The sequence below is a fragment of the Limimaricola cinnabarinus genome (genome assembly GCF_002723615.1).
Lineage (GTDB): Bacteria > Pseudomonadota > Alphaproteobacteria > Rhodobacterales > Rhodobacteraceae > Limimaricola > Limimaricola cinnabarinus_B.
In genome coordinates this window covers 1-26,188 of the sequence record NZ_KZ304978.1, presented here as the reverse complement: position 1 = coordinate 26,188, position 26,188 = coordinate 1, and the positions used below count along the sequence as shown (strand labels likewise).

Sequence of the window (26,188 nt, the reverse complement as noted above, 5' to 3'; positions counted from 1 at the left end):
GCAGAGGTTTCGATCGTCGGCTTTGACGATCTGGAGATCGCAGAGCTGGTGTCCCCGCCCCTTACCACTGTCAATGTCCCCGCCAAACAGATGGGCATCATGGCTGGAAAGGCCCTGAGCGGTGATTCGAAGCCTGTGAAAAGTTTGATAGTCCACGAGATGCAGACACGGCTGATAGTCAGAGGCAGCACGGGTCAAGCCAGCACTTAGCGTGAAGGTCGAGGGTCGAGCGGTCTGGCCAGGCAAGGATCGCTGCCATTTCCGCCGGTTTCAGATAATAGGGTTCCGATACCGGTGTTCGCTTGACCGGGATGTTGAGGATTTCTGCGCATTGAGCGAACAATGCTGGATCTCTGGTCGCCACGAAGTTGAAGAAGCTGCGGATCGCGGCAAGCCGCATTTGCGCGTGCCGATTGTGCCGCCGCGCCCTTGTTCAGTGTGCCTCAGGAACGCAGCAACGTCGCGGGCAGTCAGATCGGCCAGCGTGATCATCGCAACCGGTCGTTATCGCCGGTGACAGAAACGGTTGAGTTTCGGCACATCCTGCGGTGCGGAGAAGGTCGGGACCGAGCCCTCAGCAACTGATGCTGCACAATACGCGAATGTCGGCTTAATTGAGAATCTAGCTCGCCCAGCTTCAGAAGTGATTGTATATGCACGTGCTAGCGAGCTTGATCTGCGATAATAGCTCAATTCAGGCCGCAGCGGTTTCGACCGTCCGCACCAACTCGTCACCGCCGTAGGGCTTTGACAGCATGGCGACCGGTTCGAGCCCTTCGAGCCGCGCGCGCATTGCCGGGTCGAGGTTTCCGCTGGCGAATATAACCTCAACGTCCAGAATCAGGCGGATGCGTTCGACCGCAGCACGGCCGCATCCGCCGTGCGCCAACCGCAAATCGACAATCATAAGCTCAGGTTTTTGGCTGATGGCCATCTCCACGGCCTGTTCCTCGGTCGTGGCTGTACCGACGATATTATGTCCAGCGTCCTGCAATGCCATTTCGGCATCGAGTGCGATCAGAAGTTCGTCTTCGACGATCAGAATGCGCAACTTGTGATCCAACGAAAACTCTTCCCCAGACGAACTAGGGTTCGAACTCCAATCTGACGATCCATCCATCGGCCTGTTTCTTTGTTATCGTTGCGTCCAACTGCCGGGCTAGGGTCTTTGTGAGTGTTGTGCCCAGCCCAGTTCTTTCGCTACTGCCCATATTTTGGTCATGAGAGAACGATTCCGAGGCTGACTTGGTTCCAGCACCGACGCCGTTATCTGACACTTCGACAAAGAAGGTTCCGTCACTGTTGCTGGCAAGCCGCACTATGATACTGGTATCGTGATCGTCGCCCTCGCTCCCGATCAGATCGTCAGCAAAGGCGTATTTGAACGCGTTCGTTACCAGTTCATTGACGATGAGTGAGAGAGGCACCGCCTTATCGGCGGATAGAACCAGCGGTTCCGCGTCAACCTTCAAGGCAATCCCCCGCGCGCTGGCACCAAGCGCATCAGCCAGTCGGTCGCAAAAGCGGTGCAGGTAGCTGCCAAACTCGACCGTGCGCACGTCGTCATCATGGTAAAGCGCGGCGTGAACGGAGGAGATGGCTTGCACACGGGCGGATGCTGCCTGCAAAAGTGTAGCGGCCTCGTCTTGTGCTGAACGTGCCTGGAGCGACAGGATCGCGCCGACCAACTGCAGAGAGTTCTTGACCCGGTGATTGACCTCACCCAGCAAAATCTCTTTCTCCTCCAGCAACCGCATTTCGTCTTCGATATCGACGAGGGCGACGGTGGCACCAATGGTTTCGCCATTTGCGTTGCGAACCGGTTCGCAAATGACCCGCATCCAGAACAACGACCCGTCGCCACGCTGGTAGTGCACATCGAGTTCCGCGTGATCTTCACCGTCCTTGATCACGCGCGCTAGGGGGTATTCATGGCTTTCTACTTGCCGCCCGTCGGCATGGAACGAGACCCATTCTCCGTAGGATTCAGTGTCGGCCGAGTGACGCACCGGATGTCTGAGGGTCCGCTCTACCCAAGAGTTTCCATGGACGATTTGTCCGTTCGCATCTGCCAGGACTACTCCGACAGGGACGGTCTCCAGCATAGCTTCCAGCAAGGCGGTCCGGTTTGAAGTATCCTCGGCATTCAGAGGCAAGCTGGTTTCGCCATTTGAGCTGCGCGCGGCGCGTTCGACCGCAAGCTCACGCCGGAGGCGGGCTATCTCTTCCTGCGCGTCTGCTAGGGTGCTTGTGTCGATTGTGGGACCTTCTGCACCTGATAGCGACACACCTTTCGGATTTAATCCATTTTCCAAGCTTCGCCCCCAGCACATCGTACGTGTGATCGTACTTTACGGTGTCTGCATGCTTTTTTGAAGATGTCGGATGACAAGGCCAAGACGATCTCTCCGACCAGTAGCGGACATTGGCGCAACCGCAGCGAGACGGCGCTTCGTTCGCACACCGGACACAAACCCCCTGACAGAACAGTTGCGCCAAAAACGGTCCATTACGCAACACGCCCCTGCCCTTCCGAGACCGAACGATCCGTCAGCAGCGCTCTGAGCTATAAAAATCAGGCGTAGGAGCGTTCGGAACCACAGGCCCCCTGCCCTACTGCGTATTGTTGCAAATATATGTTGCGAATTAACTTGATTGAGCAACAGGAAAGCGCAACACTGTTGGCATGCAGTTGGGCTATGCGAGAGTTTCGACAGACGACCAGGCGACGGCCGCGCAGCTCGATGCGCTGCGCGCGGCTGGTTGCGGGCGTGTGTTCGAGGAACGTGCGTCCGGCGGCCGATGGGATCGGCCGGAGCTGCACCGGATGCTCGACCAGCTCCGCCAGGGCGATGTAGTCGTTGTCTGGAGGCTCGACCGGCTGTCACGCTCCCTGAAAGACCTTCTGTCCATCATGGAGAAGATCGACGCGGCCGGTGCTGGGTTCCAGTCGCTGACAGAAGCCATCGACACGACCACCCCCGCGGGGCGGATGATGATGCAGATGGTGGGCGTGTTTGCCGAGTTCGAACGCGAGATGATCCGGGAGCGCACCCGCGCCGGTCTGGAGCGCGCGCGCAGGAAAGGACGCCACCCAGGGCGAAAGCCCAAGCTCTCCGACGACCAGCGCCGGGAAATCCGCGACATGGTGCGATCCGGCAAGCGGACGGAGGCAGAGGCGGCGCGGCTCTTCGGCGTTCACCGCTCCACGATCAGCCGCGTCATGCGGGAGGCCTCCGATGCAGCAGCTTGAGTTGTTTCTCGAAAACATCCGCATCGAGCGCGTGGACTCGGAGGCCAATATGTATCGGTTCTATCGGCTCCGGCTCATGCCCGACTTGTTCGGTGGCGTGTCTCTCCTGCGGGAATGGGGCCGGATCGGCACCCAGGGGCGGCATCGGATCGAGCTGTTTGCTGATGCAGGTAGCGCGGCCGACGCTATGATCACGCTCTATCGGGCGAAACAGAAGCGTGGGTATCGGCTCGCAAGGTGAACCAGGGCCGAAAAGCTTGGCCCCCTACCCCGCTGCGCGCTCCAGAACTTCTTCGGCCCATTGATTGAGACTTTTGCCCGACAGCTCGGCCGCCAGCGCTGCCTTGCGATGCACTTCAGGATCGACGCGGAACATCACTTGACCGGAGAAAGCCTTCTGAGGTTCCTTGCCGATCTTCGCGCAGGTTTCGATGTAGTCTTCCACGGCTTCATGGAAGGCATCCCGGAGGGCTTCGACCGTATCTGCATGGAAGCCGACACCATCACGGATACCGGCAAGACGCCCGGTGAAGATGCCATCTTCGTCGTCATACTCGATGCGGGCCGAGTAACCCTTATAGGTCATTGTATTCGTCATGGTCTTACTCCGATCCGTTCCAGAAACGCGCGGGCAGCGCGTACCTGATAGCGTTTGGCCTCTTTGGCTGGGTGCGGACGGTGGAACGTCTCGACCTCACCATCCTTCTCGAACCTGACCCGCGAACCGCGCCCCTCGATCACCTGCGCACCGGCAGCGACAAGCAGGCGTTCGATTGCCAACCATTCGACAGTGCCCGACACGGGGTCGGTGAAGACAATTGCCAGAGTCTTGCGGTGCTTGCTATTCATCAGGCTATGTAGCATATGCTTGCATATTTCGCAAGCATTGGACCGCCGCCAATCGATGCTGAAAGCATCGCTAACGTTAGAGTTATTTATAACTCTAACGTTGCTGCTGTTGTTAATGTTGACTTTATCGTTAATGTTGGTTTTGATGCGTCCATGTATGTAATCACCTTTGCAAACCCGAAAGGCGGGTCGGGGAAAACGACATCCGCCATCCTTCTGGCTGAACAGATCGCCCTGTCGGGTGGCCGGGTATCCATTCTCGATCTTGATCCGAACGCCAACATTCTTGCGTGGTCTGAAGGCAGGCGGGCGGAAGGTCGCGATGTGCCTTTCTCAGTTCATGCACGTCCGCAGGCCGAGGATACGGTGGAGCTGATTGATCAGCTTGCCGACGAAGCGGATTACCTGATCATCGACCTCGAAGGGTCGAAAGATCAGGTTGTCACCTTCGCACTTTCCCGGGCGGACCTTTGCGTCATTCCGCTCGATGGCTCACCCATGGAGGCCCGACAGGCAGCAGCGGCCGTTCGGTTAGTGCAGACCACGTCCAATATGATCCGCTCACCGATAGGGTATTCGCTGCTCTTTACGCGAACAAACGCAGCATTTCAGACGACGGACGAGCGCGACGTGCGGCAAGAGATGGAGATAAACAACATCCCGACATTGCCGATCCGCATTGCAAAACGCGCGCCCTACACCCGCATCTTTCGTGACGGAGTGTTGCTGGCAGAATTGCCGGGCATCGTTGCGAAAGAACACGAAGGGAAGGCAGCATCTGCCACCGAAAAGGCCATGAAACAGGTCGCGGGGGCCATCGAGAACGCCCGAGACTATGCCCAGGCCGTAATTCACACCCTCACGAAAGAGAGGGCGGCATGAGCAAGTATGGCTTTGGAGGAGGCATCGAGCTTCCTCAGCCTTCGAAGGCTTCCAAAGCGCGGCCCAAAGTTGCGCCGGATTCGGTCGAGAAAGCCGTTGAGGCCGGGAAATCTCTGGGATTTGTCAGCCGGGAAGGTTCCACTAGGCTAAAGCCGGGTCCAAAGCGCAAGGAAGCTCAGGACAAGGTTTCAATCCCTGGCCCTAAGCGTGTCGTCGATGAGTTTCGGACTTTCTGCCAGGAGCGCAACATCACGCTTTGGCAAGGCCTTGAGTTGCTGCTGTCAGAGAAGCGAGGCGGTTCCGATTAGGGCCTGCCGCGTCTCTCGAAAACCTTCTTGCAGAACCCGATGAAGGCGGCGTTGGGGTTGCGAGGCGGTTCCGTTATCCATTCCCGCCATTCCTGTTCGAGAACATACACGTCCCATCCAGGCGCTACCTGCCGGGCATCGTGGTATGCTTCCGGGTCGAGCCGGACATGCGACAGGGCAGGAGCGGCGGTCACAGTTTGATCGCTGCGCCGGTTGGTAAATACCACCATGTCGTCTTCCAGCCGCACGGCATAGTCGGGCATATGGGTATGTTGCCTGTCCTGCCGCACGATATTCGTGACAAGGCGGCGAAATTCTTTTTCGGTGGAGCTGGAGCCGCACTTGGCTTGCAGTTTCGCCAGCCCGATTTTCCATTCCTTCTTCGCGCCACAGTGCTTGCGAGCAAGCTCGTAGATGCGCCGCTCCAACGGCTTGCGCAGGCGGAAGTAGTCGCGGTGCAGGGTCAGAACTTCACGATGCCTGATGGCATTGAATACCCAGTCCGAAAGCCTGATCTCCACTTCCTGCATCCGCCCGTCGCGTGTCTCCCGGACGATCCTGAACCGGTCGATCAGCCCGAAACCATCAAACTCTTCTTTGCCCCCGGTAATCAGATTGGTGGTAATCATCGTGCCTTGCAGGCGCTCCAGGGCGGCCCTGAGCTGTTCATAGCCCCGTCCGTCCGTTCCACGGTTTGTGGCCTTCAGCAGGTCGTAAGCTCGAAAGCGAATGGTCGGGCTGACCTCCCGTTCCTCATTCAACGCTGCAATGCACTGACTGATGCAATAGATCAGCACATCCCGATCATGGACCGTAGCCAGCCCCTTCATCGAAGGGGTGATCTCAACGAAATTTGGCCCGCTTTCGTAACGGCGAATATGTCTGTCAGGCTTTGTTGAAATCGAGAAAATCGGATGCTCCATGGACGCCATGTCGCCCTTGGGCGCAGCATCAAAGATGTCGCAGACAAAGAAGTCTGCCTGCTGCATCCGATCCGGCAAAAGCGGAGACCGTGAATTCGTGTTACCACCCACCATCTGCCAACATTCGTGCTTTCACCCACCGGGGTCAAGAGATTCGTGCTTTTACACACCGATTTTCGTGCTATCACCCACCAACTTTCGTGCTTTTACACACCGAGCACCAAAAAAACAACTGTTATTTCAGTTAGTTAGACGCACCTATTTGGAGCGTAACACTATATTTAACACATATTTAACACCCAGCATCGCGGCCTGAGCCGACCCGTTGCTCTCCTAAACCCAGCGTTGTGGCGTAAAAACGCCCCTCCACGTTTCGGCGGAAGGGCGCTCGGAGGTATCTCCGTTCACGGCCATCGGCGTCCCGCCTGTACCGTGGGGCAATCCTATCACGCCATCTTTGTTCCACAAATATCCCGGTGGTGAATGCCCCTTCGGGGCAGGGGAGGCAGAGCCTCCTGGCCGCCACAAGCGCCCGCGATGCTGAGAAGAGGACAGAGCGGCAGATCGAGAGCTGCGCTTTGCCATTCACCGCTGGTAGAACACGCAAGCATCGATGCCTGTGGTTGTCGTGGTCCAGGAGGCCCCGAGGACAGCGCAGGTGGAGGGGTTGCTGGCCATGAAGCGGGGAAGCATGACGGTCAGCGCAAGGGCCAGGACGGCAGCGCCCAGACCGAACCAGGGCAGGCGGCTTTTGAAGCGGTCGAGCTTCTGTTCCCGGTCCCGGAGCTGGCGCAGGGCGTCCGATCTGTCTTCACTGGCCTTCTTCAGAACTTCCTGAGTGTGGTTGGAGGCGCGGATCAGGTCGCTGGCAGTTTGGGTGATCCGGGTCAGGCTGTCGCTGATCCTGCCGTCGATGGTGTCGCCGACGAGCTGGCCGTAGTTCTCGGGGCTGGTCTGGGATCGCGCCGCGAAGGCGGCTTGCCGCGCCTCTGTCGCGGTCTTGGTCAGCCGGTCCATGGCGTCGGTCTGGGCATCGACGCGATCCGAGACCGACGCCAGCACGGTGCTGAGAAGATCGAGGGTTTCGCGCAGCTCGTCGTCGGAGAGCGGGGCAGGGGCGGCGGGGATGTCAGACATGGGGTAAGGCGCTTTCAGATTATCTGGTTTCAGGCGTGAACAGCCCGGCAAATTCGGGATCGGCGTAGTAGCGCAGCTTCTTGGCAAGCGCCGAGGGCTGGCCCTGGACGCGCAGGAGCTGGAGATCGGGCGGCATCTGCATGATCTCGTGAAGGGTCAGCAGATCGCGGCCGGTGAGGTTGTTGGAGAAGCTGGGGCCGTCGCCGGGCTTGAAGCTGTCGGTCTGGAAGCGGGATGTTTCCTGGCCGATCATCTGGCTCAGCCATTTCGCGGTCTCGAAGTCGTTCACCCCGAAGACCTGCTACACCCCGGCGTTGGCGATGAAGGTGTTCGCGCGTGGCCCATAAAGATCGCGGAGCTGGCTCATGTCCTGCAAGATCGACCAGAGTTGCAGCCCATACCCCGCCATCAGCCCCATGGCGCGCTCCACGGCCTCCAGACGGCCGAGAGCGGCGAACTCATCGAGCAGGAACAAGGCAGGCCCCAACGTGGGGTTTGAGGCCTTGAGCCGCCCTGTAGCGCTCAGAGGGGCTACAGGAGCCCCGGAGAGGGCAGGGACGGCCTCAGGGGCCCTGTGAGGCTGCTCAGCGTCCCGTGCAATGTCCTGGAGGGCCTGGGAGACGAGTAGACGCAGCCAGCGGCTGTAGGCGTCCATCCGGTTGGGCGGCAGGACCAGGAAGACGGAGGTGATCCGGTGGCGCAGATCGGAGAAGGCGAAGTCCGACCGCGCCAGGCACCGGGCAATGCGCGGGCTGTCGAGGAAATGGGTGTGGCGCTGCGCGTTCGACAGGACAGAGGCGGCTTCCCGGTCGGCCTTGCCGAGGAAGCGGTTGGCGGCGCGGGCAATCAGCCCGCCCGCTTCGTCGCTGTCCTGCATCAGCTCCAGCAGTGCCTTCAGCCGATCCGGGGGCAGGGTGAGATATTCCCGGACGGTAGCCAGCGACCGGCGGTCGCGGTCCTCATGGCAGACGCAGAACATGATCAGCCCGCCGAGGATGGCCTTGGCTTCCTCGTTCCAGTGGGCTTCCGTGACCTGGCCCGGCGGGTCCATCACCAGCGCCTCCGTCAGGGTGGCGGCATCCTCGCCCAGATCGAGGCTGTCGGGCGTGAGCTGGTCGAGCGGGTTGTAGGCGGCGGAAGGGGGGCCGCTGACCATGCCAGTGTCGCTGACACCAAATGGATCGAGGATGTGGACGGGACCGAAGCGCCGCCGGGCCTCGCCCGCGATCCGCGCGTTCTCGCCCTTGGGGTCGATGACCAGGACTGAGCGTTCTGCCGCCAGCAGGTTCGGGATGACGGTGCCGACGCCCTTGCCCGCGCGGGTCGGGGCGAGGGTGATCAGATGGGCGGGACCGTCATAGCGCAGGAGCCGCCCGGTGCGTGGATTGCGCCCGATCAGCAGACCGGCATCCTGTTGCCCGTTCCGGCCCTCCAACGCCTTCAGCTCCTTGCGGCCCGCAAACCGGGCGGAGCCGTGGCTGTCGCCGGTCAGCCCGAAGTAGGCATCGGCCCCGGAGGCCATGCGCCAGTATTGGAACCCGAAGACCGCGCCGACGACCATGAGGGGACCGAAGACGATCCATTGCCAGGCGCTTTGCCCCGGCTCCTGATCGAAGAAGGCGAAGATGAACGGGGTGGCCACAAGCGCCCCCAGCATCGCCCCGAAGGCCATCGCGCCGATCAGCCATCCGAGCAGGATCGGCGTGAAGATCAGCCGCCCGAAGAACCGGGCCAACCCGCCCATGACGCGCATGAAGGATCGCATCACTCGGACCCGTCAGGATCGGGACCGGACGCCGGGGCAGGGGGGCCGTCCCCACGCGAACTGGACGGCGCATCCCCGCCGGAACCCGTGCCGTCCCACTCCGCGAAGGCCTTGCGGTCCTGATCGCGGGAGAGGTTCCGCACCAGCCGGTCCACCATCGCCGCTGCCCCGCTGTCGCGTTCCGCCAGATCGAGCAGCGCCCCCCCGAGGATCACCTTGCGCCTTGTATCCAGCTTGCGCTGCCTGGTGGCTTCCCGGTTCTTCAGAGCCTGAAGCCGGGCCTTGGCCTGGGCGTATCGCTTCTCGGCGCGTTCCAGCTCTGTCTCGGCCAAATCGGACCCTCCCGCTTCAAAACAACCCTGTGGCAATGTAGTGCTTGCCAGATCAACCGGTAGCGCATACCCGTAGGCCTGTAAAGGACAAGGGCGCACTTATGCAAACTCTCCACCTGCGGTTCCGAGATTTGCGTGCGATCTCCTTGAGGCAAAGCCTCAGCCGATGGCCAACTCCGTCCGACGCGACACGCGCCGGAATGGGAGCGGCCTTCGCCCTCCCAAACCCTCCGGAACCAACCTGCGCGGTTGGATCGCGTCCCGCAGTGCGCGCCCTTGTCGGCATCCCGTGCCCCGTAACCGGGGCTGGCATGCCGGGGGTGCCGCGCTTGCGGGCTGCGCGGATCGTCGGACCTGTCGGTGCCGATCCTTGCCGGGTTTGCCGGTGGCAAACCGCCGATGTGTGCCACCAATCTCCCGCCTATCATGAGGTTGGGGAGATTGATGGAACGCATCGGCAAGCCCGCGCCTCAGAGAGCCAAAGGCTCGCTTCAGACGGGCTGTCTTTTCCCCTCCGCCCCCAGCGTTCTGGGGCGCGGGCCTCCGGGGAAAAGACGGTTGCGCGCCGCCCCGACGGCTCCGGAACGCGATGTTCCGAAGCCCCCGGCTTTTGCCCAACAGGGAGGTTGAAGCCGGTCCCGTCCGCGAGGGCAACGGGACCAGCTCACCTCCCATCCTGCGTCAGCACCCCGGCTCTTGTCACGGGCCAAGAGCCGGGCGGCACGGGCGTGCCTGGTGTGGCACAGCGGTGGGAATGCGCACGCCGGTGGCAATTGTCGTCTGCGAGAGAGGAAGGCGCATGGCCAGCTACCACCTCTCCGTGAAGACGATCAAACGTAGCGCCGGGCGCTCCGCCACGGCGGCAGCCGCCTATCGCGTCGGTGAGCGCATCGAGTGCCAGCGGGAAGGTCGCATCCACGATTACACCCGCAAGCAGGGCATCGAGGAGACCTTCATCCTGACCCCGAAGGACGCGCCGGACTGGGCCACGGATCGGTCCCGCCTCTGGAACGAGGTCGAGGCCAGCGAGACCCGCCGCAACTCCGTCACCGCCCGCGAGTGGGAGCTGGCCTTGCCGTCCGAGATCAGCGCCGAGGACCGGTCGCAGATCACCCGCGACTTTGCCCAGGAGCTGGTCAGCCGCTACGGCGTGGCGGTCGATGTGGCGATCCACGCGCCGCACCGGGAGGGGGACCAGCGCAATCACCATGCCCATGTCCTGACCTCCACCCGCAGGCTGGAGGCGCAAGGCTTCACCGCCAAGACGCGGGTGCTCGATTCCGCGAAGACCGGCGGAGTCGAGATCGAGCAGATGCGCGGTGTCTGGGCCGAATTACAGAACCGCGCTCTGGAACGGGCAGGGGAGGTGGAGCGGGTCGATCACCGGTCGCTCGAAGCGCAGCGCGAGGCTGCGCTGGAGCGTGGTGATCAGCTCTCGGCCGAGGAGCTGGACCGCGATCCCGAGCTGAAGCTGGGGCCTGCGGCGAATTCCATGGAGCGCCGGGCCAAGGCGATGGCCGAGCACCAGGGCAGGGAATACGTGCCTGTCACCGAGCGTGGGGCCGTGGTCCATGCCGCCCGCCAGGCTCGTGCCGCGTTCCGCGAGCTGCGCGAGCGCCTGGACATCGCGCGGGAGACCTACGGGGCCGAGCGGGACGCGGGGCAGGGGCGTGTCTCAGCCGGACTGGCGGCGCTCAGGGCGGCGGCCGCGAAGGAGCGCGGCGCGCGGGCCGGGCCGGAGGATATGCGGGAGCGGTTGGCACGGATCACCGACAAGGACCGTGGTGGGCAGAGTGACGAAGAACAGACACGCGGCCGCAACTATGCGCGCGAGCGTCTGAAGGAGATCATGGAGAAGGACGCTGGCCGCGACGGCCAGGCGGCGGTTCACAAGCTGGACGGGCACAGCGACTCGGAGCTTGACCACGAGGCTGGGCGCGAAGACCGCAAGCCGTCCGTGAACGAGCGCCTGAAGGACGTGTTGAACAAGCCGCGTGAAAAGGACGAGCGCGACTGGGAGAAGGATCGGGAGGTCGGAAAGCAAAACGACCGCGAGATTGATCGGGACATCGACCGTGATCCCGGCCTCTCTCACTGATCCAGGGTGCGAGAGAGAAGGGGGAGGGCGCGACCCTCCCCCTCAGGCCACGCGACTGTAATCCAACGTTCTCCCCGCCTGCCCCAGCGCTGAGGGCTCAGCCGGCGATCAGGATGGCCCGGAAGTCGTTGACGTTGGTCAGCGTCGGTCCGGGCACCACCTGACCGCCCACCGCGCCGAAAAAATTGTGCGCGTCGTTGCGGGCCAGCGCCTCCAGCGGGTCGACGCCCTTCGCCAGCGCGTCGGACAGCGTCTTGGGCCAGATCACCGCGCCCGCGACCTCGGCCGCGCCATCCACCCCGTCGGTATCACAGGCAAGCGCGTGGACGCCTTGTGCGCCCCGAAGTGCGATGGCCAGCGCCAACGCGTATTCCGCGTTCGGCCCGCCGATCCCGTCGCCGCGTCGGGTGACCGTCAGCTCGCCGCCGGACAGCAGGATGCGCGGCCCCTTCGCGGCCCGCGCCAGCGCCGCGTGGTTGGCGGCCACGTCGCGCGCCTCGCCCTCGATCGCGGCGCCGAGGATTTCGACGGAATAGCCATGCGCCCGCGCGATTTTCTCCGCCGCCGCCAGCGACTGCGAGGGCGCCGCGTAGACCACGTTGCGGACGTGCGACAGGCGCACGTCATCTGGCGGGATCACCCCCGTTTCGTCCGCCAACACCGAGGTGACTGAAGCTGGCAGGTCGAGGTTCCATTTCTCGACGATGGCGCGGGCTTCTTCGGGGGTTGAGGCATCGCCCACCGTCGGGCCGGAACCGATCATCGCCGGGTCATCGCCCGGCACGTCCGAGATCATCAGCGCCAGCATCCGCGCTGGGAAAGCCGCCGCGGCAAGCTGCCCGCCCTTCACGCGGCTCAGGTGCTTGCGGACGACGTTCATCTTGCTGATGGGCGCGCCGGAGGCCAGCAGCGCGGCGTTCACCGCCTGCTTTTCCTTGAGCGTGATGTCGCCCGCAGGCGCGGTCAGCAGCGCCGAGGCCCCGCCCGAGATCAGCGCCAGCACCGTGTCGCCCTCGCCCAGTCCCTCGAGCAGCTCCAGCATCCGCACCGTCGCCTGCGCGCCGGCCTCGTCCGGGACGGGGTGCGCGGCCTCGACGATCTCGATCCCCTCGCAAGGGCGGGCGTAGCCGTAGCGCGTGATCACGAGGCCCTCGCACCGGCCCCACTCCGCCTCAACTGCCTCGGCCATGCGCGCGCTGGCCTTGCCTGCGCCGATGACCACGACGCGGCCTGCCGGTTTCTCCGGCAGGAACCGCGACAGCGAGCGCATCGGGTCGGCAGCCTCGACGGCCGCGTCGAACATCGTCAGAAGCAGGGGCTTGGGCCCAAGTCGGTCAGGCACCTTGGGAGGTTTCCCTGCCGGTGATGCGGGAGCGGAAGTCTTCTGGCCAAGCTCGCGGCCGGTAATCTTCCTTCGAGATCATCACCAGAGTCAGCTTCGAGGCGAGCCGCGCCAATCCGTTGTGGTTCGCAGAGATGTTCAGTGTCACGCTGCTCGCCCCGAGGCGCTCGACCGTGAGCATGAAGGTCAGGACTTCGCCAATCCGGGACGGGGCGGTGAAGCCCACCTCCAGCGCCACCGCGGGTATGGCGACGTTCAGTTCCACGTGGATCGCGTGGAACGAGATGCCGATCGTCTCGGCGAACCAGTCCTCGACCGTGGCGTTGATCATCTCCACGTAGCGCGGATAGAAGACGATCCCCGCCGGGTCGCAGTGCTGGAAGCGGATTAGCTCCGTGCGTTCGAACATCGCCGCGCGCTCCTCAGCCGACCCAGGGGCTGCGGTCGCCGATGGCAATGTGGACGGATTTCACCTCGGTGTATTCCTCGATGCCCAGCATCCCGGCCTCGCGCCCGATGCCCGACTGCTTGAACCCGCCCATCGGCTGGCCCGGCCCACCTGCGATCGTGGTATTGACCCAGGTCCGGCCGGAATGAACGCCACGCATTAGTTGCAGCGCCTTGTCGATGTCCTTGGTCCAGATGCTGGCAGCAAGGCCGTAGGGGCAGTCGTTGGCGATCTGGAGAGCTTCTTCAGCCGTCTCGAAGGGAATGACCGAGAGGACGGGGCCGAAGATCTCTTCCTGCGCGACGCGCATTTCGGGACGGACGTTTTCGAGGATGGTGGGCTGGATGAAGCGGCCGGAAAGGCCCTCGCAGGCAGCGCCTCCGAGGGCGAGATGCGCGCCCTCCTGCTGGCCGAGTTCGACGTAGGACAGGATCTTGGCCTGATGTTCGGGCGTGACCACGGCCCCCAACTGGGTGTCGGGATCGAGGCAGTCGCCGATCCGCACCCGCGCCAGTTTCTCCTTCAGTCGCGCGACGAATCCCTTGGCGACCGAGGCCTCGACCACTAGGCGGCTGCCGCTGACACAGCACTGGCCGGCGTTGAAGCACATGGCGAAGGCGACACCGTCAGCGGCAGCATCGAGGTCTGCGTCGGCAAAGACGATCTGCGGGTTCTTGCCCCCGAGCTCCAGACTTGCCTTCTTGAAATTCGTAGCGCTGGCTTTCAGCACCAGCGCCCCGGTCGCGGTGGAGCCGGTGAAGGAGATGATGTCGATGTCCATGTGCTCTGACATCGCCTGCCCGACCTCCGGCCCGGTACCCGTCACGACGTTGTAGACGCCTTTCGGCAGGCCAGCCTCGGCGAGAATGTCGGCGAAGATCAGAGTCGTGGTCGAGGTCAGCTCGGACGGTTTCACCACCACCGAATTGCCAGAGGCGAGGATATAGGGCAGCCGTTCGGCCAGCACGATGAAGGGGAAGTTCCACGGCGTGATTAGACCCACCACGCCCGAGGGTTGGCGCGTGACCACGCCGAACAGCGCCTCGCCCTGGTTGTTGTAGCTGTCGCCATGTAGCAGCCGCGCGGCGCCCGCGCAGAACTCATAATGGCCCGCGGCATCCTCCATCTCTCCGCGCGACTGGGAGATCGGCTTGCCGGTTTCGAGGGTTTCCCAGTAAGCAAGTTCCTCCAGCCGCGCGCGGATGCCGTCGGCGGCTGCCATCAGGACCTTCGCGCGGATCACTGCATCGCAGCGCGACCAGGCTCCGCCGTCGAAGGCGCGGCGGGCGGCGGTCACCGCCTCCTCGAGGTCCTGGCGGGTGCAGAGCGCCACCTCGGACACGGGCACAAGGTAGCCCGGCGCCTCGCGCACAAGGGTCTTGCGGTCGCCCGCCTCGCGCGCGGCCCCGTCGATGTAGTAACCGAGTTTGCGAACCTGCGCGGGCAGCTTTGCGGTGGAGTTCTGGGTATCCATGGTCTGTCCTTTCCTGTCAGATCCCGGCTCTGCGCGTCACACCGCGCTAGCCAGTCCCTGCGCCGTTTTCGCCGACCCGAGGCTCTTGCCCAGGATCATATCCGCGCCCTTCTCGCCGATCATGATCGTGGGGGCGTTCGTGTTGCCGCTGGTCAGGACCGGCATGATCGAGCTGTCGATGACCCGGAGGCCGTCGAGCCCGTAGACCTTCAGCTCCGGGTCGACGACGGCCATCGCGTCCGAGGCGGAGCCCATCTTACAGGTCCCCACCGGGTGGTAATCGCAGCAGGCGTATTGGCGGATGTAGGCCATCAGCTCCTCGTCGGACTTCATCGCGTCACCCGGCAGCCGCTCGTGCGCGATATGCGGCGCGATGGCGGGCTGCTGCAGGACTTCCCGGATGATGCGGATGGACTGGAGGGCCATTTCCTGGTCGTAGGGATCGCCGAGGTAGTTCGGGTCGATCAGCGGCTCGTCCGCGGGGTTCGCGGAGGCGAGCGTGACGCTGCCCCTCGCCCGCGGCCTGAGCGAGGTGGAGTTGACGGTGAAGCCGTTGCCTTCGATCCGGCTCTGCCCGCCGCGCACGACGGTGGCGGGGGCGATGTGGATCTGCAGGTTCGGCGTCGCCTCCCCCTCGGTCTGGAAGAACCCGCCGCCCTCGACGATCACCGAGGAAACGGGCCCCGTCCGGTAAAGCAACCATTGCAGCCCGTGCAGCGCCGAGCGCGGGAACCGGTCGTGCCCGTCATAGGTCATCGGCTCCTTGGTCTGGACGTGCACGTTGGTGCAGATGTGGTCATGCAGGTTCTTGCCCACGCCCGGCAGGTCATGGACCGGCGTGATGCCGAGCGCCGACAGCTCCGCGCCGCTGCCGATGCCCGAGAGCATCAGAAGCCGCGGGGAGTTGATCGCGCCGGCCGAGACGATGACCTCGGCCGCTGCACGCTCGATCCGGGTGGACCCGCCCTTGCCGGCCAGTTCGACGCCTGTGGCGCGGCCGTTCTCTATCACAAGGCGTGTGACGCGGGCGCCGGTCTCGATCGTCAGGTTCTTTCGCTCACGGATCGGGTTCAGGTACGAGACCGCCGCCGACCGTCGCCGGCCGTTCCGGCAGGTGACCTGATAGAGGCCTGCGCCATACATAGTCTCGCCGTTGAAATCGGGGTTGTAGGGTAGGCCCCACTGCTGCACCGCCTTAACGAAGGCGCGCGTTATCTTGTGCGGCCCGACCTGGTCAGACACCCACAACGGCCCACCGTCGCCGTGGTACTCGTCGGCCAGCCGGTCGTTGTCCTCGGCCCGACGGAAGTAGGGCAGCACCTCATCATAGGACCAGCCCTCGTTCCCCAGCGCGGCCCAGTTGTCGTAATCCTCCGCCTGGCAGCGAATGTAGATCATCGCGTTGATCGAGCTGGACCCGCCGAGCGTCTTGCCCTGCGGATACCAGACCGCGCGGTTGTCGAGATGCTTCTGCGGGACCGTGTGGAAGCGCCAGTTGACGCGCGGGCCGAACAGCTTCCCGAGCCCGCCGGGCATGTGGATCATCGGGTTCCAGTCGCGGCTCCCCGCCTCCAGCAGCAGGACCCGCGTCGAGGGGGCCTCCGAGAGGCGATGCGCCAGCGCGCAGCCGGCCGATCCGGCGCCAATGATGATGAAATCCCAGTCCTTGCGGGCCATGATGTCCCTACCTTCCCTTGAATTCTGAGGGCCGCTTCTCAGCGAAGGCCCGCAGCCCTTCCATCCTGTCCTCGGTCGCGAAGGCCTCGATTGTGAGGTCGCGTTCGCGTTTCAGCCCCTCGGTCAGGGGTAACTCGTAGGCCGCGTTGACGGCGGCCTTGGCATAGGGGGTTATCGCGACGGATTTCTGCGCGATGGCGCCCGCGATCTCGACCGCTCGGGGGATCAGTGCCTCCGCCAGCAACACCTCGGAGACGAGGCTTTTGCGCTCGGCCAGCGCCGCCTCCACCGGCTCTCCTGTGAGGACCATCTGCATGGCGAAAGACTTGCCCACCAGCCGCGGCAGACGCTGAGTGCCACCGTCGCCGGGGAAGGAACCGATCTTGATCTCGGGCGTCCCGAACTTCGCGCCCTCGGCGGCAAGAATGATGTCGCAGAGAAGCGCCAGTTCCAGCCCGCCGCCGAGCGCGTAGCCGTTCACGGCGGCGATCATAGGCTTTGCGAACCCCTCGATCCGCGACCAGAGCGCCAGTCGGTCGGGGTCGGCGTAGCTGTCGACCCCGCGCTCCAGCATATCGGAAATGTCGGCGCCGGCGGCGAAAGCGCGACCCTCTCCAGTCAGGATGACACATGCCGTACCGGGGTCCCCGGCCGCGCGGGAGAGATGCGCGGCAAGCTCCTCCAGCAATGCCTTGGACAGGGCATTGAGCTTGTCTGGGCGATTGAGGGTGAGCAACATCACGCCCGGCGCCGGAGCGGAGGAGCGGACGAGAGCTTCGGGGGTGGGATCGGTATCTTTCGGCATGGTCATCCTGTTCGTGAATGGCGCTCAGGCCGCGTTGCGGTAGACCGTGTCGGAGGTCAGACCGGCCGCCTCCATCATGCGGCCGATCTTTGCAATCTCCTCCGGGCTTGGCTGCATCAGTGGCGGGCGCACGTGGGACTCGGACATCTTGCCGAGCAGCACGAGAGCCTCCTTCATGCGGTTGTGCATGTCCAGAAGCGGCGCATCGTAGAAGGCGCGGACGGTCGGATAGATGCGGTCGTTGATCGCCTTCGCGGTGGCGAGGTCATTGGCTTCGACCGCGCGGAACAGTGCGACCTGAAGGTCGGCAATCACGCTGCCGGCCCCGGACAGAAGCCCGTCGCAGCCCATCGCTAGCGATCCGAGCAGCCAGGCGCTGTGCGTGGTCAGCACGTTCACAGGGTTGTCGAGGGCGTGGAGTTCGCGGATCTGGCGCTCGTGCTGGTTGCCGTCGCCAATCTGGTCCTTCACCGCGCGGATCGTCGGGAATTTCTCGCAGAGCCCGATCAGCGTCGCCAGCGGATAAGACAGGTTTGAGATCACCGGGAACTGGAACAGCACGATCGGCAGGTCCGAGTTGTCGGTGATGTGGCGGATATGTTCCTCGATCATCTCGGGGCGCATGTGGCCGCCGAGCGACATGAAGGCGGGCGGGAAGACGAGCAGACCCTCGGCACCCTCGCGCTGCGCTTGGGCGGCCATGCGGCCGGCCTCGAGGCTCGATTCCGTGTAGACGCCCGCCACGACCGGAACACCCAGCGGCCCGAGGACTTCACGCGCCTGGATCACGGCACGTTCCTGCTCGGGGATGGTCAGCGCATGGACCTCGGCGGCGTGGCCGTTGATCGCGATGCCCGCGATGCCATCGACCGAGGCGATGTCTCGGAGGTGCGCCGTCCAGGCCGCCTCGTCGATTTTCATGTCGGCGTTGAAAGGCATCAGGCAGGCCGGGATGACCCCCCGTGGTTCGAAACTCCGTGCGCTCATATCGGTTCTACTCCTGGTTGGCGGACTGGTGCGGGAGCCACCGGTGGCTCCCGCGGATTGGTTCAGAACCCGTGGCCGAGCATCTCGTCGATGTTCGAGGCGTCGACCCGCATGCCTTCGAGGACAACCTCGGAGGGAACAGACTCGCCGGTGGCGATCTGGTAGGCGATCTGGACACCCTCTGGAGCGACGGACGGGTAGACAAAGGACGCGTCGAGCCGCCCCTCGGCGATAGCTTCGAAGGCCGAGTTCTGGCCATCGATCCCGACCACTACAACCTCGTCGAGGCGACCTGCGGCTTCGAGTGCCTGCACCGCGCCGAGTGCCATCTCGTCGTTATGGGCGTAGACGGCTTGGATCTCGCCGGGACCAAACCGCTGCAGCTGGTCTTCCATGAAGCGCAGGGCGTTCTCGCGCAGGTAGTCGGCGTGCTGCGAAGCCACGACTTCGATGTCAGTGCCTTCGATGGCATCCATGAAGCCGTCGTGACGGTCGATGGTGGCCGAGGCGCCCGCGGTGCCCTGGATTTCGATGACCGCACCGGTGCCGCCGATTTGCTCGGCAATGAATTCTCCCGCGGACTGGCCGATTGGGCGGTTCTCGGCGCCTACGTGGACGGTGACCGGCACGTTGACCCGGCGGTCCATCGTGACAACCGGGATGCCCGCGTCGAGCGCGTCCATGACCACCGGGGTCAGGGCGTCAGAGGTCAGCGGGCTGATCATCAGCACGTCCACGCCACGTGCCAGCAGGGTTTCGACGTCGGTGACCTGCTTCTCGGACGAGTTCTGCCCGTCAGTGACGATGAACTCCACGTTCGGCAGGTTCTCGTCGACGTAGCGCTGGTTGCCTTCGACCATCGCGACCCGCCAAGGGTGGTTCATCGTCCCCTGGCTGAAGCCGATAACGATGGTGTCATCCTGTGCCATCGCCGGGGCCGCCAGCATCATCGCCGTGCCTGCGAACAGGGCCGATTTCAGGAAATTCCGTTTATCCATGGTATCCTCCTCCTCTGGACTTCTTCGATGCGCGCGGGCGTCAGGCGCCGGGCGGGTTAGTCACTTGTTGGCCCGCCGCTTGCTCCACATCTCGTAGAGAACGGCGATGACGATGATGGCGCCCTTGACGATCTGCTGCGTGAAGGGCGAGACGCCGATCAGGTTCATGATGTTTGCCAGCACCGCGAGGATCGCCGCGCCGATGATCGTGCCGATCACGCCGCCTTCGCCCCCGAACAGGCTGGTGCCGCCGATGACCGCGATGGCGATCGCCTCCAGCTCGATTCCCTCGCCAGCCGTCGGTTCCCCGACCGTCAGGCGGGACACGAAGATGAGCGCCGTCAGGCTCGCCAGGAAGCCACTGATCAAGTAGACGCTGAAGGTCACCATCTTGACGTTGATGCCCGACAGGCGCGCCGCCTCGACGTTGGAGCCGACCGCGTAAATCTGGCGACCGTAAGCGGTGTAGCGCAGTACGAAGATGGCGATGGCGGCGACGATCAGGAACACCCAGACCGGGACAGGCAGACCAAGGAAATCGCCGCGGCCAAGCCACATGAAATCACGCGTCCGCTGGCCGAGGCTGATCGGCTGGCCATCCGCCAGCGTCAGCGCAAGGCCGCGCCCCATCACCATCATGCCAAGCGTCATGATGAAGGGCGGCACGCCACCAATGGCGACGCCGAGGCCGTTCGCCGCCCCCATGAGGACCCCCGCCAGAAGCGTCAACAACATGACCACGCCAACCGGAAGTCCCATTCCGAACAGCAGCGCGCAGGTCACTGCGCAGACCCCGATGATGGAGCCGACGGACAGGTCGATGCCCTTCGTCAGGATCACGAAGGTCATGCCGACGCTGACCACGCCGAAAAGTGCGACCTGTCGCATGACGTTGGTCAGGTTGATCGGGTTCAAGAATGCCGGCGACAGCAGTGCCGCGACAATGCAAAGCCCGATCAGAACCCAGACGAGGCCCAGACCCTTCGGCATCCTGAACCCCAGGCGGCCGCTTTTTTTCTGCTGATCCGTGTCGATCGATGCCATCCGGCAATCCTCCCGTCAGTCCCTCCCCGCCGCGCCGGACGGAGCCTCTCGCATACCTTCAGTGGAAGGTCGCGTATCTCATGATGTCTTCCTCGGACGCGCCACGCGGCAGCTCTGCCGTGATCTCGCCCTCGCGCATCACTAGGATGCGGTCGCACATGCCGATGATCTCGGGCAGTTCAGATGAGACCATCAACACCGCGAGCCCGCGCCGTTCCACCAGGTCGACCATTAGTTCGTAGATTTCACGGCGCGCGCCCACGTCGACGCCGCGTGTTGGCTCGTCAATCAGAAGCACGTCGCACTCAGCGTTCAACTGCTTGGCAATCACGCATTTCTGCTGGTTCCCGCCCGAAAGCGTGCCAATCATCGTCTCGATGCCGGGCGTCTTGACGCGCAACTGCTGTACCAGCCCCTCGACCGCCTTGCGTTCCTCGTTCAGCTTCAGCTTGCCGTTGCGCATGAAGCGTTTCATGCGCGAGATCGTCACGTTGAAGCGGATCGCCTGATTCAGGAACAGCCCCTCGGTTTTCCGGTCCTCGGGGGCAAAGCCGATGTGCAGCTGGATCGCCTGCCGCGGGTGAGTGATCTTCGTCTCGGAGCCATGCACGCGGATCGTGCCGGCGTCGATCGGATCGGCGCCCATGATGGCGCGCAGCACCTCGGACCGCCCTGCTCCGGCCAGCCCGCAGATCCCAAGGATTTCGCCCTTCCGCAGGGTAAATCCGATGTCGCGGATGATGCCCTTCCGAGTCAGTCCCTCCACGTGCAGCACCTCGTCGCCGGGGTCGGCGTTGCGGGCCGGGAAGTAATCCTCGATTGAGCGTCCGACCATGGAGCCGATCAGCGTGTCGGTCGTCCAGTCCCGCACCTGGCGGGAGTCGATCAGTTTGCCGTCGCGCAGGACCGTGGCGACCTGGCACAGCTCGAAAATCTCCTTCAGGCGGTGGGAGATGTAAATGAACGACACCCCCTCGGCCTTGAGGCGCGCGATGATGTCGAACAACGTCTCCAGCTCCGCATCGCCGAGCACGGCGGAGGGTTCATCCAGCACGATCAGCTTGGCGTTCTGGGAAATCGCCCGCGCAATCTCGACCAACTGCCGCTGCGCCACGCTGAGGCGGGAAATCGGCAGGTGCGGGTCAATCTCGAAGCCGAGCCGCATCATCGCATCTGCGGCGTCGTGGTGCAACTTCCGCCAGTCGATCCGCCCGAAGGCACCGCGCGGCATTCTGTTCATGAACAGATTCTCAGCGACCGAGAGGTGCTCGGCCTGGGCCAACTCCTGGTAGATGACGGCGACGCCGCGGGCGATCATGTCCGATGGCGTGGGTGCCGTGATGGTCTCCCCGTCCAGCCGGATCTCACCGCCATCGGCGGTGTAGGCGCCCGAGAGGATCTTCATCAGCGTCGACTTGCCCGCGCCGTTTTCGCCCACGAGGCCGTGGACTTCGCCGTGGCGGACCTTGAAGCTGACCCCCTGAAGCGCCTTCACGCCGGGAAAGGACTTCTCGATTTCGTGCATTTCCAGCAGCGTTTTGCGTTCGAGCACCGAGAGCGTCGGGCCGTCCATCGGACAGGCGGCCTGAGAAAACGTTTTCTTAGGCAGGCGAACGGATTTGTCAGAGGCTGGCAATCTGCATCCCTCCCCCGATGTGGAAAATGTCGCCGGTGCTGTAGGGGATCAGGCCGCTCGCCAGCGCGCCGATCGCGCCCGCGATGTCGTCCGGTTTGCCCCAACGACGCACCGGGCAGATGCTGCCGTCCTCGATACGCGGTGAATAGGCCGCGCGCACCTCGGCGGTCATGTCGGTTTCGATCAGGCCCGGACGGATTTCGTGGACCCGGATGCCGGAGGCCGCAAGCCGCATGGCAAAATTCTGCACCGCCATCGAAAGCCCTGCCTTCGAGATGCAGTAGGCCCCCTTTTCGGGCGACACGAGACCCGCGTTAGCCGAAGTGATCGTGATGATCGAACGATGCGCCGCGGGAGTCTCGGCCGCCAGCATATGCCGGGCCACGGCGCGGGTCACAAAGAACGTCCCGCGCAGGTTCACGTTCACCAGCCGGTCGAATTCGGCCTCGTCCACATCCAGAAGATCCCCGCGGACCGAGACCTGAACGCCTGCATTGTTCACAAGGCAGGTGATCGGCCCGAGGTGGCTAACCACCTCGTCGACCAGCGCCGGCATGCTGTCGGTCTTGGCGATATCGGCAACTACGAACATGGCCTTGCCGCCCTGATCCTCGACAATTGCCTGCGTCTGGCGGGCGTCGTCGTCATGCTCGAGGTCGAGGAATGCAATGTCGAAACCACGCCGCGCGAGATCGATACAGATCGCCCGCCCGATGCCCCGGCGACCGCCGGTGACAAGCGCCACGCCCGGCCGGGTTTCAGCGGCGTTAGGTTTCGAGGTGTCCGACTTGGCGTCCAGCATCATCATACCACCCTTTTTTCAAGGGCCTCACCGGCCGGTTCCACCACGGCGCCACGCGCCAGCATGCCGTCTATTTCCTCTCCGGCGTAGCCGATCTCGGTCATGATCTCGCGGGTGTGTTCGCCAATCTCCAGCGCCATGAAGCGCAGTTCCGGCACCTGTCCGTCATAGCGGTTGGGGTGGTTTACGAGGCGCACCTTGCGGCCGCGAACCTCGACATCCCGGAACACCTCGCAATGGGCGATCTGAGGATCATCGGCCAAGTCGTCGTAGGTCTGGACGGGCGAATACCAGACGCCGTGCTCGTCGAACCGTGCCGAGAGCTCGGCCAGGGTCATCGTATGGGTTGCATCGCGCACGGCGGCGGCGAAGGCATCGCGCTCCTCGTAGCGGTCATGGCCGACGAGGCTGCGCAGCGTGTCGGAGCTGAGCGCCTCGGCCAGCGCCGTATCGGTGCAGAGAGAGATCACCATGTCGCCATCGCGGGCCGGATAGACGCCATAAGGCGCCTCGTGGAACCAGGTCGCGAGGTTCTCGTCCCGGTCGAAACGGTCGCGGCCCAGGTTTCCGGCGAAGTAGTTCACCAGCGGCTCGGTCTGCAGGTCGATGCCCGAGTTCAGCAGGCTAGATTCCACCCGCGTCGGCTTACCACCGCGTTCGCGCTTCAAAAGCGCTCCGAGAATGCCCACCGCCATCAGCGCGCCGCCATGCTGGTCGCAGACTGCAGCCCCGACAGCAGTCGCGCCGCGGGACGGGGCGCCGGTCGCGCTGATCATACCCGAGGCTGCCTGGATCAGGATATCCTGCCCTGGCCGGCCTACCATGGGACCACTGGAGCCGAAGCCACTCGCGGAGGCAAAGATGACGTTCGGGTTTACCCGGCGCATCTCATCCTCGCTGAAACCGAGACGCGCGAAGACACCGGGACGGAAATTCTCCATCACCACGTCGGCCTCCGCGATCAGGCGCAGCGCGATCTCGCGTCCGCCCTCGGATTTCAGGTCGATGCCGATGGACCGCTTGTTGCGGTTAGCGCAGAGGTAGAATCCACTGACGCCCTCGACGAAAACCTTGGCCCCCGACCAGTGTCGCTCATGCGCGCCGGCGACGGGTTCCACCTTGATGACGTCGGCGCCCATGTCCGCTAGGTACTGCGCTGCGGCAGGTCCCTGCAGAAAATGGCAAAAACTGACGACCTTGATTCCATCCAAGAGCAAAACTTGTCCTCCCATCACGACTGGCGATTCCCCTCCGAACCGCCCCAATACCGTGTGAAAACGTTTTCCCAAATTCAAAGATACACGTCAACTTAATTTTTTTATAAGTAAAATCTTATAGTTAATCGAGTAATTATTAGAAAACGATTGCCAGAAGACCAGAATCAAAGCTCCCAACCGAACATCCCGGCGCAGCGGAGAAGGGCCAGCGCAACGCCGCCTTCGTCGTTCGAAGCTGTTTGCCAGTCGGCCTCCCTGCTGACCCAAGTCGGCGCATTTCCCATCGCGACGGAAACACCGGCGATCCTAAACATCGGCAGGTCGTTGCCGGAGTCGCCGATTGCAACGATCCCATCAGGTGGGACGCCCATGCTCCGCGCAAGCGCCTGGACCGCCCGACCCTTCGACACGCCGGGTTGCGCCATCTCTAGGTAGGTATCATGCGAGAAATAGCAGTCCAGACTGTCATCGAACTCCGCCTTCAGCGCGGCGAGTTTGGCGACATCTTCCGGACGGGAAATTACCAGAAGCTTAGCGAGTGGTTCCTTGAGATCGTTCAAATCGCTCTCAACCGCGGGCATTCCGGTGTGGCCGAATTCCCGCCGCCACATGGCGTCCAGTTTGTCGACATGGGCGGTCTCGAGAGAATAGGCCGCCAGCGGCAATCCGACTTCGCGACAACGCCGGACGACTTCGCGCACCGTATGAGGATCGACCGGTTCAGTAAGCTCCGGCAACACCCCGCCGCGCCTTGGCCCGCGCCAGGTCACCGCTCCACCAAAGCAGATCGCGGCATCAACTTCGCCCAAGTCGTCTAGGATATGAACAACCGATGCAGGCGCCCGCGCCGTGGCAAGCGTTACGGCGACCCCCGCCTTGCGGACACGCGCGATGGCATCCCGCACCTCGGTCAGCACCTGGTAGTCGCTGGTCAACGTCGTTCCGTCGACGTCAATTGCCACAATATATCCAGACTTCATGCAACACCGCATTGACGTGAAAACGTTTTCTCCGGTATATTGGTCCAGATCGCCGCCAGGGACAAGGCCCTGACGACAGAAGGCCTGAGGAGTACGGGATGCAGTTTTTGGTGATGTCGCGCCGCCGTTCGGAGGATTTCCCGCAGGAAGAGTTCGACCGCCTATTCGCAGACGAGGCCAGCCGCGCGCGGGAGCTTTACGCCGCGGGCTTCACCCGTCACATCTGGCATCGCGTAGACGGCGGCGGCGTCTGCCAGGTTGTCGAGGCAAGAGACGAGGCAGAGGTGCGCGACACTTTGGCCACCCTGCCATTCGCCAAACGCGGCATGCTCGACATCGACGTAGTCGCGCTGAAGCCCTACGCCGGCTTTACCGGCTGAGCCCAGAGGTGCCCGTGGAGAACGGCCAAGCACCAGATCGTCGGACGCCCGGCCACACGGTCCGCCTCAAGGACGTGGCTGCTCGCGCGGGTTGCTCTATTGCGACCGCATCCCGCGTCCTAAACGGGAATGCGAAGGTCGGCGCCTCAGACCGAGAGCGGGTGCTGGCTGCCGCTGCGCAGCTTGGCTATGTGCCCAACAGCTCGGCCCGCGCCCTGCGGTCCCAGAGCACCCGCCTAGTGGGCGCAATCATCCCGACGCTCGATCACGCCATCTACGCCAAGATGGTCGACGGCCTTCAGGAACAACTCTCCGCCATGGGCATGTCACTCATTATCAACACCTCTGATTATGATCTCGAGCGGGAGAAGGTTCAGGCGCGCGTACTGGTCGGTCGAGGTGTCGAGTCGGTCGTCCTCGTCGGTACCGAACATAGTCCCGAAACCACACAGCTGTTTCGGGATGCAGGGATTCGCCAAGTCTACACTTACACCTCAACAGCCGACGGCGGGGATGCAGCGGTTGGCTTCGACAATTTCAGGGCCGGACAGATGGTTGCCGAGTACCTTGTGGGTCTCGGCCACGCCAGGGTCGCCATGATTGCAGGTGTCACGAAAGGCAATGACCGGGCGACACAGCGCCGGGATGGCTTTCTGCATGGCCTCGAAGGTGCAGGCATCTGCCAGTCAGATGTTCTGGTTCTGGAGGCGCCGTATCGAATTGAGAGCGGCTACCACGCCATGCAATCGGCGATGCAGACCCATCCGCGGCCAACGGCGGTCTTTTGCGGCAGTGACATCATCGCTGCGGGTGCGTCCAACTACTGCCGCACAAACGAGATCCCTATTCCC

The 26,188-nt window shown here is 63.5% G+C and carries 27 protein-coding genes and 2 pseudogenes; 9 read left to right on the top strand and 20 right to left on the bottom strand.

All coding sequences use genetic code 11. The features are described 5' to 3' along the window. A partial coding sequence (locus tag CJ301_RS16585; protein ID WP_162620592.1) for a substrate-binding domain-containing protein occupies positions 1-210 on the top strand: 210 nt, incomplete at its 5' end. A gap of 484 nt (positions 211-694) precedes the next feature. On the opposite strand, the gene CJ301_RS16580 is transcribed toward CJ301_RS16585, so the two are convergent. After that, on the bottom strand, positions 695-1,063 hold the full coding sequence (locus CJ301_RS16580; RefSeq protein ID WP_162620591.1) for a response regulator: 369 nt from the start codon (positions 1,061-1,063) through the stop codon (positions 695-697). Positions 1,064-1,085: 22 nt separating this feature from the next. Then, complete coding sequence (locus CJ301_RS16575) at positions 1,086-2,315, bottom strand: sensor histidine kinase (RefSeq protein WP_162620590.1); 1,230 nt, start codon at positions 2,313-2,315, stop codon at positions 1,086-1,088. 371 nt (positions 2,316-2,686) lie between these two features. On the opposite strand from CJ301_RS16575, the gene CJ301_RS16570 reads away from it, so the two are divergent. Next, on the top strand, positions 2,687-3,253 hold the full coding sequence (locus tag CJ301_RS16570) for a recombinase family protein (RefSeq protein WP_099278472.1): 567 nt from the start codon (positions 2,687-2,689) through the stop codon (positions 3,251-3,253). Then, a complete protein-coding gene (locus tag CJ301_RS16565; protein ID WP_099278471.1) occupies positions 3,240-3,494 on the top strand; it encodes a WGR domain-containing protein in 255 nt (84 codons plus the stop codon). Before CJ301_RS16570 ends, CJ301_RS16565 begins: the two co-directional genes overlap by 14 nt. A gap of 24 nt (positions 3,495-3,518) precedes the next feature. Here the strand turns inward: CJ301_RS16565 and CJ301_RS16560 are convergent, their stop codons facing one another. Together CJ301_RS16560 and CJ301_RS16555 are read right to left on the bottom strand one after the other, a co-directional pair. Continuing rightward, a complete protein-coding gene (locus tag CJ301_RS16560; RefSeq protein WP_099278470.1) occupies positions 3,519-3,851 on the bottom strand; it encodes a type II toxin-antitoxin system HicB family antitoxin in 333 nt (110 codons plus the stop codon). Next, entirely contained in the window at positions 3,848-4,102 is a 255-nt protein-coding gene (locus tag CJ301_RS16555) for a type II toxin-antitoxin system HicA family toxin (RefSeq protein ID WP_088636089.1), read from the bottom strand. Before CJ301_RS16555 ends, CJ301_RS16560 begins: the two co-directional genes overlap by 4 nt. Positions 4,103-4,255: 153 nt before the next feature. Between CJ301_RS16555 and CJ301_RS16550 the strand changes: the two genes are divergently transcribed. Further along, positions 4,256-4,984 carry a ParA family protein gene (locus tag CJ301_RS16550; RefSeq protein ID WP_099278469.1) on the top strand — a complete coding sequence of 243 codons (729 nt, stop codon included), beginning with the start codon at positions 4,256-4,258 and terminating at the stop codon, positions 4,982-4,984. Continuing rightward, on the top strand, positions 4,981-5,292 hold the full coding sequence (locus tag CJ301_RS18875; protein WP_162620589.1) for a hypothetical protein: 312 nt from the start codon (positions 4,981-4,983) through the stop codon (positions 5,290-5,292). The genes CJ301_RS16550 and CJ301_RS18875 overlap by 4 nt, the downstream gene beginning before the upstream one ends. Here CJ301_RS18875 and trfA read toward each other — a convergent pair. From trfA to CJ301_RS16530, 4 genes and pseudogenes are all read right to left on the bottom strand, one after another. Then, positions 5,289-6,281 (bottom strand): plasmid replication initiator TrfA, encoded by a 993-nt coding sequence (gene trfA, locus CJ301_RS16545; protein ID WP_254050184.1) that lies wholly within the window; start codon positions 6,279-6,281, stop codon positions 5,289-5,291. The two genes, CJ301_RS18875 and trfA, sit on opposite strands and share 4 nt — an antisense overlap. 519 nt (positions 6,282-6,800) lie before the next feature. Beyond that, positions 6,801-7,352 carry a hypothetical protein gene (locus CJ301_RS16540; protein ID WP_099278467.1) on the bottom strand — a complete coding sequence of 184 codons (552 nt, stop codon included), beginning with the start codon at positions 7,350-7,352 and terminating at the stop codon, positions 6,801-6,803. Between the two features lie 19 nt (positions 7,353-7,371). Further along, positions 7,372-8,874: pseudogene (locus CJ301_RS16535) on the bottom strand (type IV secretory system conjugative DNA transfer family protein). 242 nt (positions 8,875-9,116) lie between these two features. Continuing rightward, complete coding sequence (locus CJ301_RS16530) at positions 9,117-9,449, bottom strand: mobilization protein (RefSeq protein WP_254050183.1); 333 nt, start codon at positions 9,447-9,449, stop codon at positions 9,117-9,119. A gap of 799 nt (positions 9,450-10,248) precedes the next feature. Between CJ301_RS16530 and mobQ the strand changes: the two genes are divergently transcribed. Further along, positions 10,249-11,547, top strand: a complete 1,299-nt coding sequence (gene mobQ / locus CJ301_RS16520) for a MobQ family relaxase (RefSeq protein WP_099278466.1) — start codon at positions 10,249-10,251, stop codon at positions 11,545-11,547. 97 nt (positions 11,548-11,644) lie between these two features. Here the strand turns inward: mobQ and CJ301_RS16515 are convergent, their stop codons facing one another. The 12 genes from CJ301_RS16515 to CJ301_RS16460 form a co-directional block, all read right to left on the bottom strand. Then, positions 11,645-12,850 (bottom strand): glycerate kinase type-2 family protein, encoded by a 1,206-nt coding sequence (locus CJ301_RS16515; protein ID WP_099278465.1) that lies wholly within the window; start codon positions 12,848-12,850, stop codon positions 11,645-11,647. Positions 12,851-12,881: 31 nt separating this feature from the next. After that, positions 12,882-13,298, bottom strand: a complete 417-nt coding sequence (locus CJ301_RS16510; protein ID WP_099278464.1) for an acyl-CoA thioesterase — start codon at positions 13,296-13,298, stop codon at positions 12,882-12,884. A 13-nt stretch (positions 13,299-13,311) separates the two neighbouring features. After that, positions 13,312-14,811: an aldehyde dehydrogenase family protein gene (locus CJ301_RS16505; protein ID WP_099278463.1), complete on the bottom strand. Its 1,500-nt coding sequence runs from the start codon at positions 14,809-14,811 to the stop codon at positions 13,312-13,314. A 36-nt stretch (positions 14,812-14,847) separates the two neighbouring features. Further along, on the bottom strand, positions 14,848-16,488 hold the full coding sequence (locus CJ301_RS16500) for a GMC family oxidoreductase (protein ID WP_099278462.1): 1,641 nt from the start codon (positions 16,486-16,488) through the stop codon (positions 14,848-14,850). A 7-nt stretch (positions 16,489-16,495) separates the two neighbouring features. Beyond that, entirely contained in the window at positions 16,496-17,293 is a 798-nt protein-coding gene (locus tag CJ301_RS16495; protein WP_099278461.1) for an enoyl-CoA hydratase-related protein, read from the bottom strand. 24 nt (positions 17,294-17,317) lie between these two features. Beyond that, positions 17,318-18,280 carry a dihydrodipicolinate synthase family protein gene (locus tag CJ301_RS16490; protein WP_099278460.1) on the bottom strand — a complete coding sequence of 321 codons (963 nt, stop codon included), beginning with the start codon at positions 18,278-18,280 and terminating at the stop codon, positions 17,318-17,320. 62 nt (positions 18,281-18,342) lie between these two features. After that, on the bottom strand, positions 18,343-19,278 hold the full coding sequence (locus tag CJ301_RS16485; protein WP_099278459.1) for a substrate-binding domain-containing protein: 936 nt from the start codon (positions 19,276-19,278) through the stop codon (positions 18,343-18,345). 60 nt (positions 19,279-19,338) lie between these two features. Next, the gene (locus CJ301_RS16480) at positions 19,339-20,322 is read right to left on the bottom strand and encodes an ABC transporter permease (protein WP_099278458.1); all 984 of its coding nucleotides are present in this window, start codon (positions 20,320-20,322) and stop codon (positions 19,339-19,341) included. Positions 20,323-20,380: 58 nt separating this feature from the next. Continuing rightward, complete coding sequence (locus tag CJ301_RS16475; protein WP_099278457.1) at positions 20,381-21,895, bottom strand: sugar ABC transporter ATP-binding protein; 1,515 nt, start codon at positions 21,893-21,895, stop codon at positions 20,381-20,383. A 49-nt stretch (positions 21,896-21,944) separates the two neighbouring features. Further along, positions 21,945-22,766, bottom strand: coding sequence for a 3-ketoacyl-ACP reductase (locus CJ301_RS16470; protein WP_099278456.1), 822 nt, complete (start codon positions 22,764-22,766; stop codon positions 21,945-21,947). Next, a complete protein-coding gene (locus tag CJ301_RS16465) occupies positions 22,763-23,971 on the bottom strand; it encodes a CaiB/BaiF CoA transferase family protein (RefSeq protein WP_216823322.1) in 1,209 nt (402 codons plus the stop codon). Before CJ301_RS16465 ends, CJ301_RS16470 begins: the two co-directional genes overlap by 4 nt. A 170-nt stretch (positions 23,972-24,141) precedes the next feature. Next, complete coding sequence (locus tag CJ301_RS16460) at positions 24,142-24,957, bottom strand: Cof-type HAD-IIB family hydrolase (protein ID WP_162620588.1); 816 nt, start codon at positions 24,955-24,957, stop codon at positions 24,142-24,144. A 98-nt stretch (positions 24,958-25,055) separates the two neighbouring features. Between CJ301_RS16460 and CJ301_RS16455 the strand changes: the two genes are divergently transcribed. From CJ301_RS16455 to CJ301_RS16450, 3 genes and pseudogenes are all read left to right on the top strand, one after another. After that, positions 25,056-25,337 (top strand): muconolactone Delta-isomerase family protein, encoded by a 282-nt coding sequence (locus CJ301_RS16455; protein ID WP_099278453.1) that lies wholly within the window; start codon positions 25,056-25,058, stop codon positions 25,335-25,337. 8 nt (positions 25,338-25,345) lie between these two features. Beyond that, a pseudogene (locus tag CJ301_RS19345) lies at positions 25,346-25,525 on the top strand (LacI family DNA-binding transcriptional regulator); the annotation flags it as partial. Between the two features lie 51 nt (positions 25,526-25,576). Next, positions 25,577-26,188: substrate-binding domain-containing protein (locus CJ301_RS16450; RefSeq protein ID WP_254050182.1), on the top strand; the 612-nt coding region annotated here is incomplete at its 3' end.

Bases quoted from the DNA above. Each gene is read 5' to 3' on its own strand.
- CJ301_RS16570 (WP_099278472.1), top strand. From the start codon at position 2,687: ATGCAGTTGGGCTATGCGAGAGTTTCGACAGACGACCAGGCGACGGCC.
- CJ301_RS16565 (WP_099278471.1), top strand. From the start codon at position 3,240: ATGCAGCAGCTTGAGTTGTTTCTCGAAAACATCCGCATCGAGCGCGTG.
- CJ301_RS16560 (WP_099278470.1), bottom strand. From the start codon at position 3,851: ATGACGAATACAATGACCTATAAGGGTTACTCGGCCCGCATCGAGTAT.
- CJ301_RS16555 (WP_088636089.1), bottom strand. From the start codon at position 4,102: ATGAATAGCAAGCACCGCAAGACTCTGGCAATTGTCTTCACCGACCCC.
- CJ301_RS16550 (WP_099278469.1), top strand. From the start codon at position 4,256: ATGTATGTAATCACCTTTGCAAACCCGAAAGGCGGGTCGGGGAAAACG.
- CJ301_RS18875 (WP_162620589.1), top strand. From the start codon at position 4,981: ATGAGCAAGTATGGCTTTGGAGGAGGCATCGAGCTTCCTCAGCCTTCG.
- trfA (WP_254050184.1), bottom strand. From the start codon at position 6,281: ATGCAGCAGGCAGACTTCTTTGTCTGCGACATCTTTGATGCTGCGCCC.
- CJ301_RS16540 (WP_099278467.1), bottom strand. From the start codon at position 7,352: ATGTCTGACATCCCCGCCGCCCCTGCCCCGCTCTCCGACGACGAGCTG.
- mobQ (WP_099278466.1), top strand. From the start codon at position 10,249: ATGGCCAGCTACCACCTCTCCGTGAAGACGATCAAACGTAGCGCCGGG.
- CJ301_RS16515 (WP_099278465.1), bottom strand. From the start codon at position 12,850: ATGTTCGACGCGGCCGTCGAGGCTGCCGACCCGATGCGCTCGCTGTCG.
- CJ301_RS16510 (WP_099278464.1), bottom strand. From the start codon at position 13,298: ATGTTCGAACGCACGGAGCTAATCCGCTTCCAGCACTGCGACCCGGCG.
- CJ301_RS16505 (WP_099278463.1), bottom strand. From the start codon at position 14,811: ATGGATACCCAGAACTCCACCGCAAAGCTGCCCGCGCAGGTTCGCAAA.
- CJ301_RS16500 (WP_099278462.1), bottom strand. From the start codon at position 16,488: ATGGCCCGCAAGGACTGGGATTTCATCATCATTGGCGCCGGATCGGCC.
- CJ301_RS16495 (WP_099278461.1), bottom strand. From the start codon at position 17,293: ATGCCGAAAGATACCGATCCCACCCCCGAAGCTCTCGTCCGCTCCTCC.
- CJ301_RS16490 (WP_099278460.1), bottom strand. From the start codon at position 18,280: ATGAGCGCACGGAGTTTCGAACCACGGGGGGTCATCCCGGCCTGCCTG.
- CJ301_RS16485 (WP_099278459.1), bottom strand. From the start codon at position 19,278: ATGGATAAACGGAATTTCCTGAAATCGGCCCTGTTCGCAGGCACGGCG.
- CJ301_RS16480 (WP_099278458.1), bottom strand. From the start codon at position 20,322: ATGGCATCGATCGACACGGATCAGCAGAAAAAAAGCGGCCGCCTGGGG.
- CJ301_RS16475 (WP_099278457.1), bottom strand. From the start codon at position 21,895: ATGGACGGCCCGACGCTCTCGGTGCTCGAACGCAAAACGCTGCTGGAA.
- CJ301_RS16470 (WP_099278456.1), bottom strand. From the start codon at position 22,766: ATGATGATGCTGGACGCCAAGTCGGACACCTCGAAACCTAACGCCGCT.
- CJ301_RS16460 (WP_162620588.1), bottom strand. From the start codon at position 24,957: ATGAAGTCTGGATATATTGTGGCAATTGACGTCGACGGAACGACGTTG.
- CJ301_RS16455 (WP_099278453.1), top strand. From the start codon at position 25,056: ATGCAGTTTTTGGTGATGTCGCGCCGCCGTTCGGAGGATTTCCCGCAG.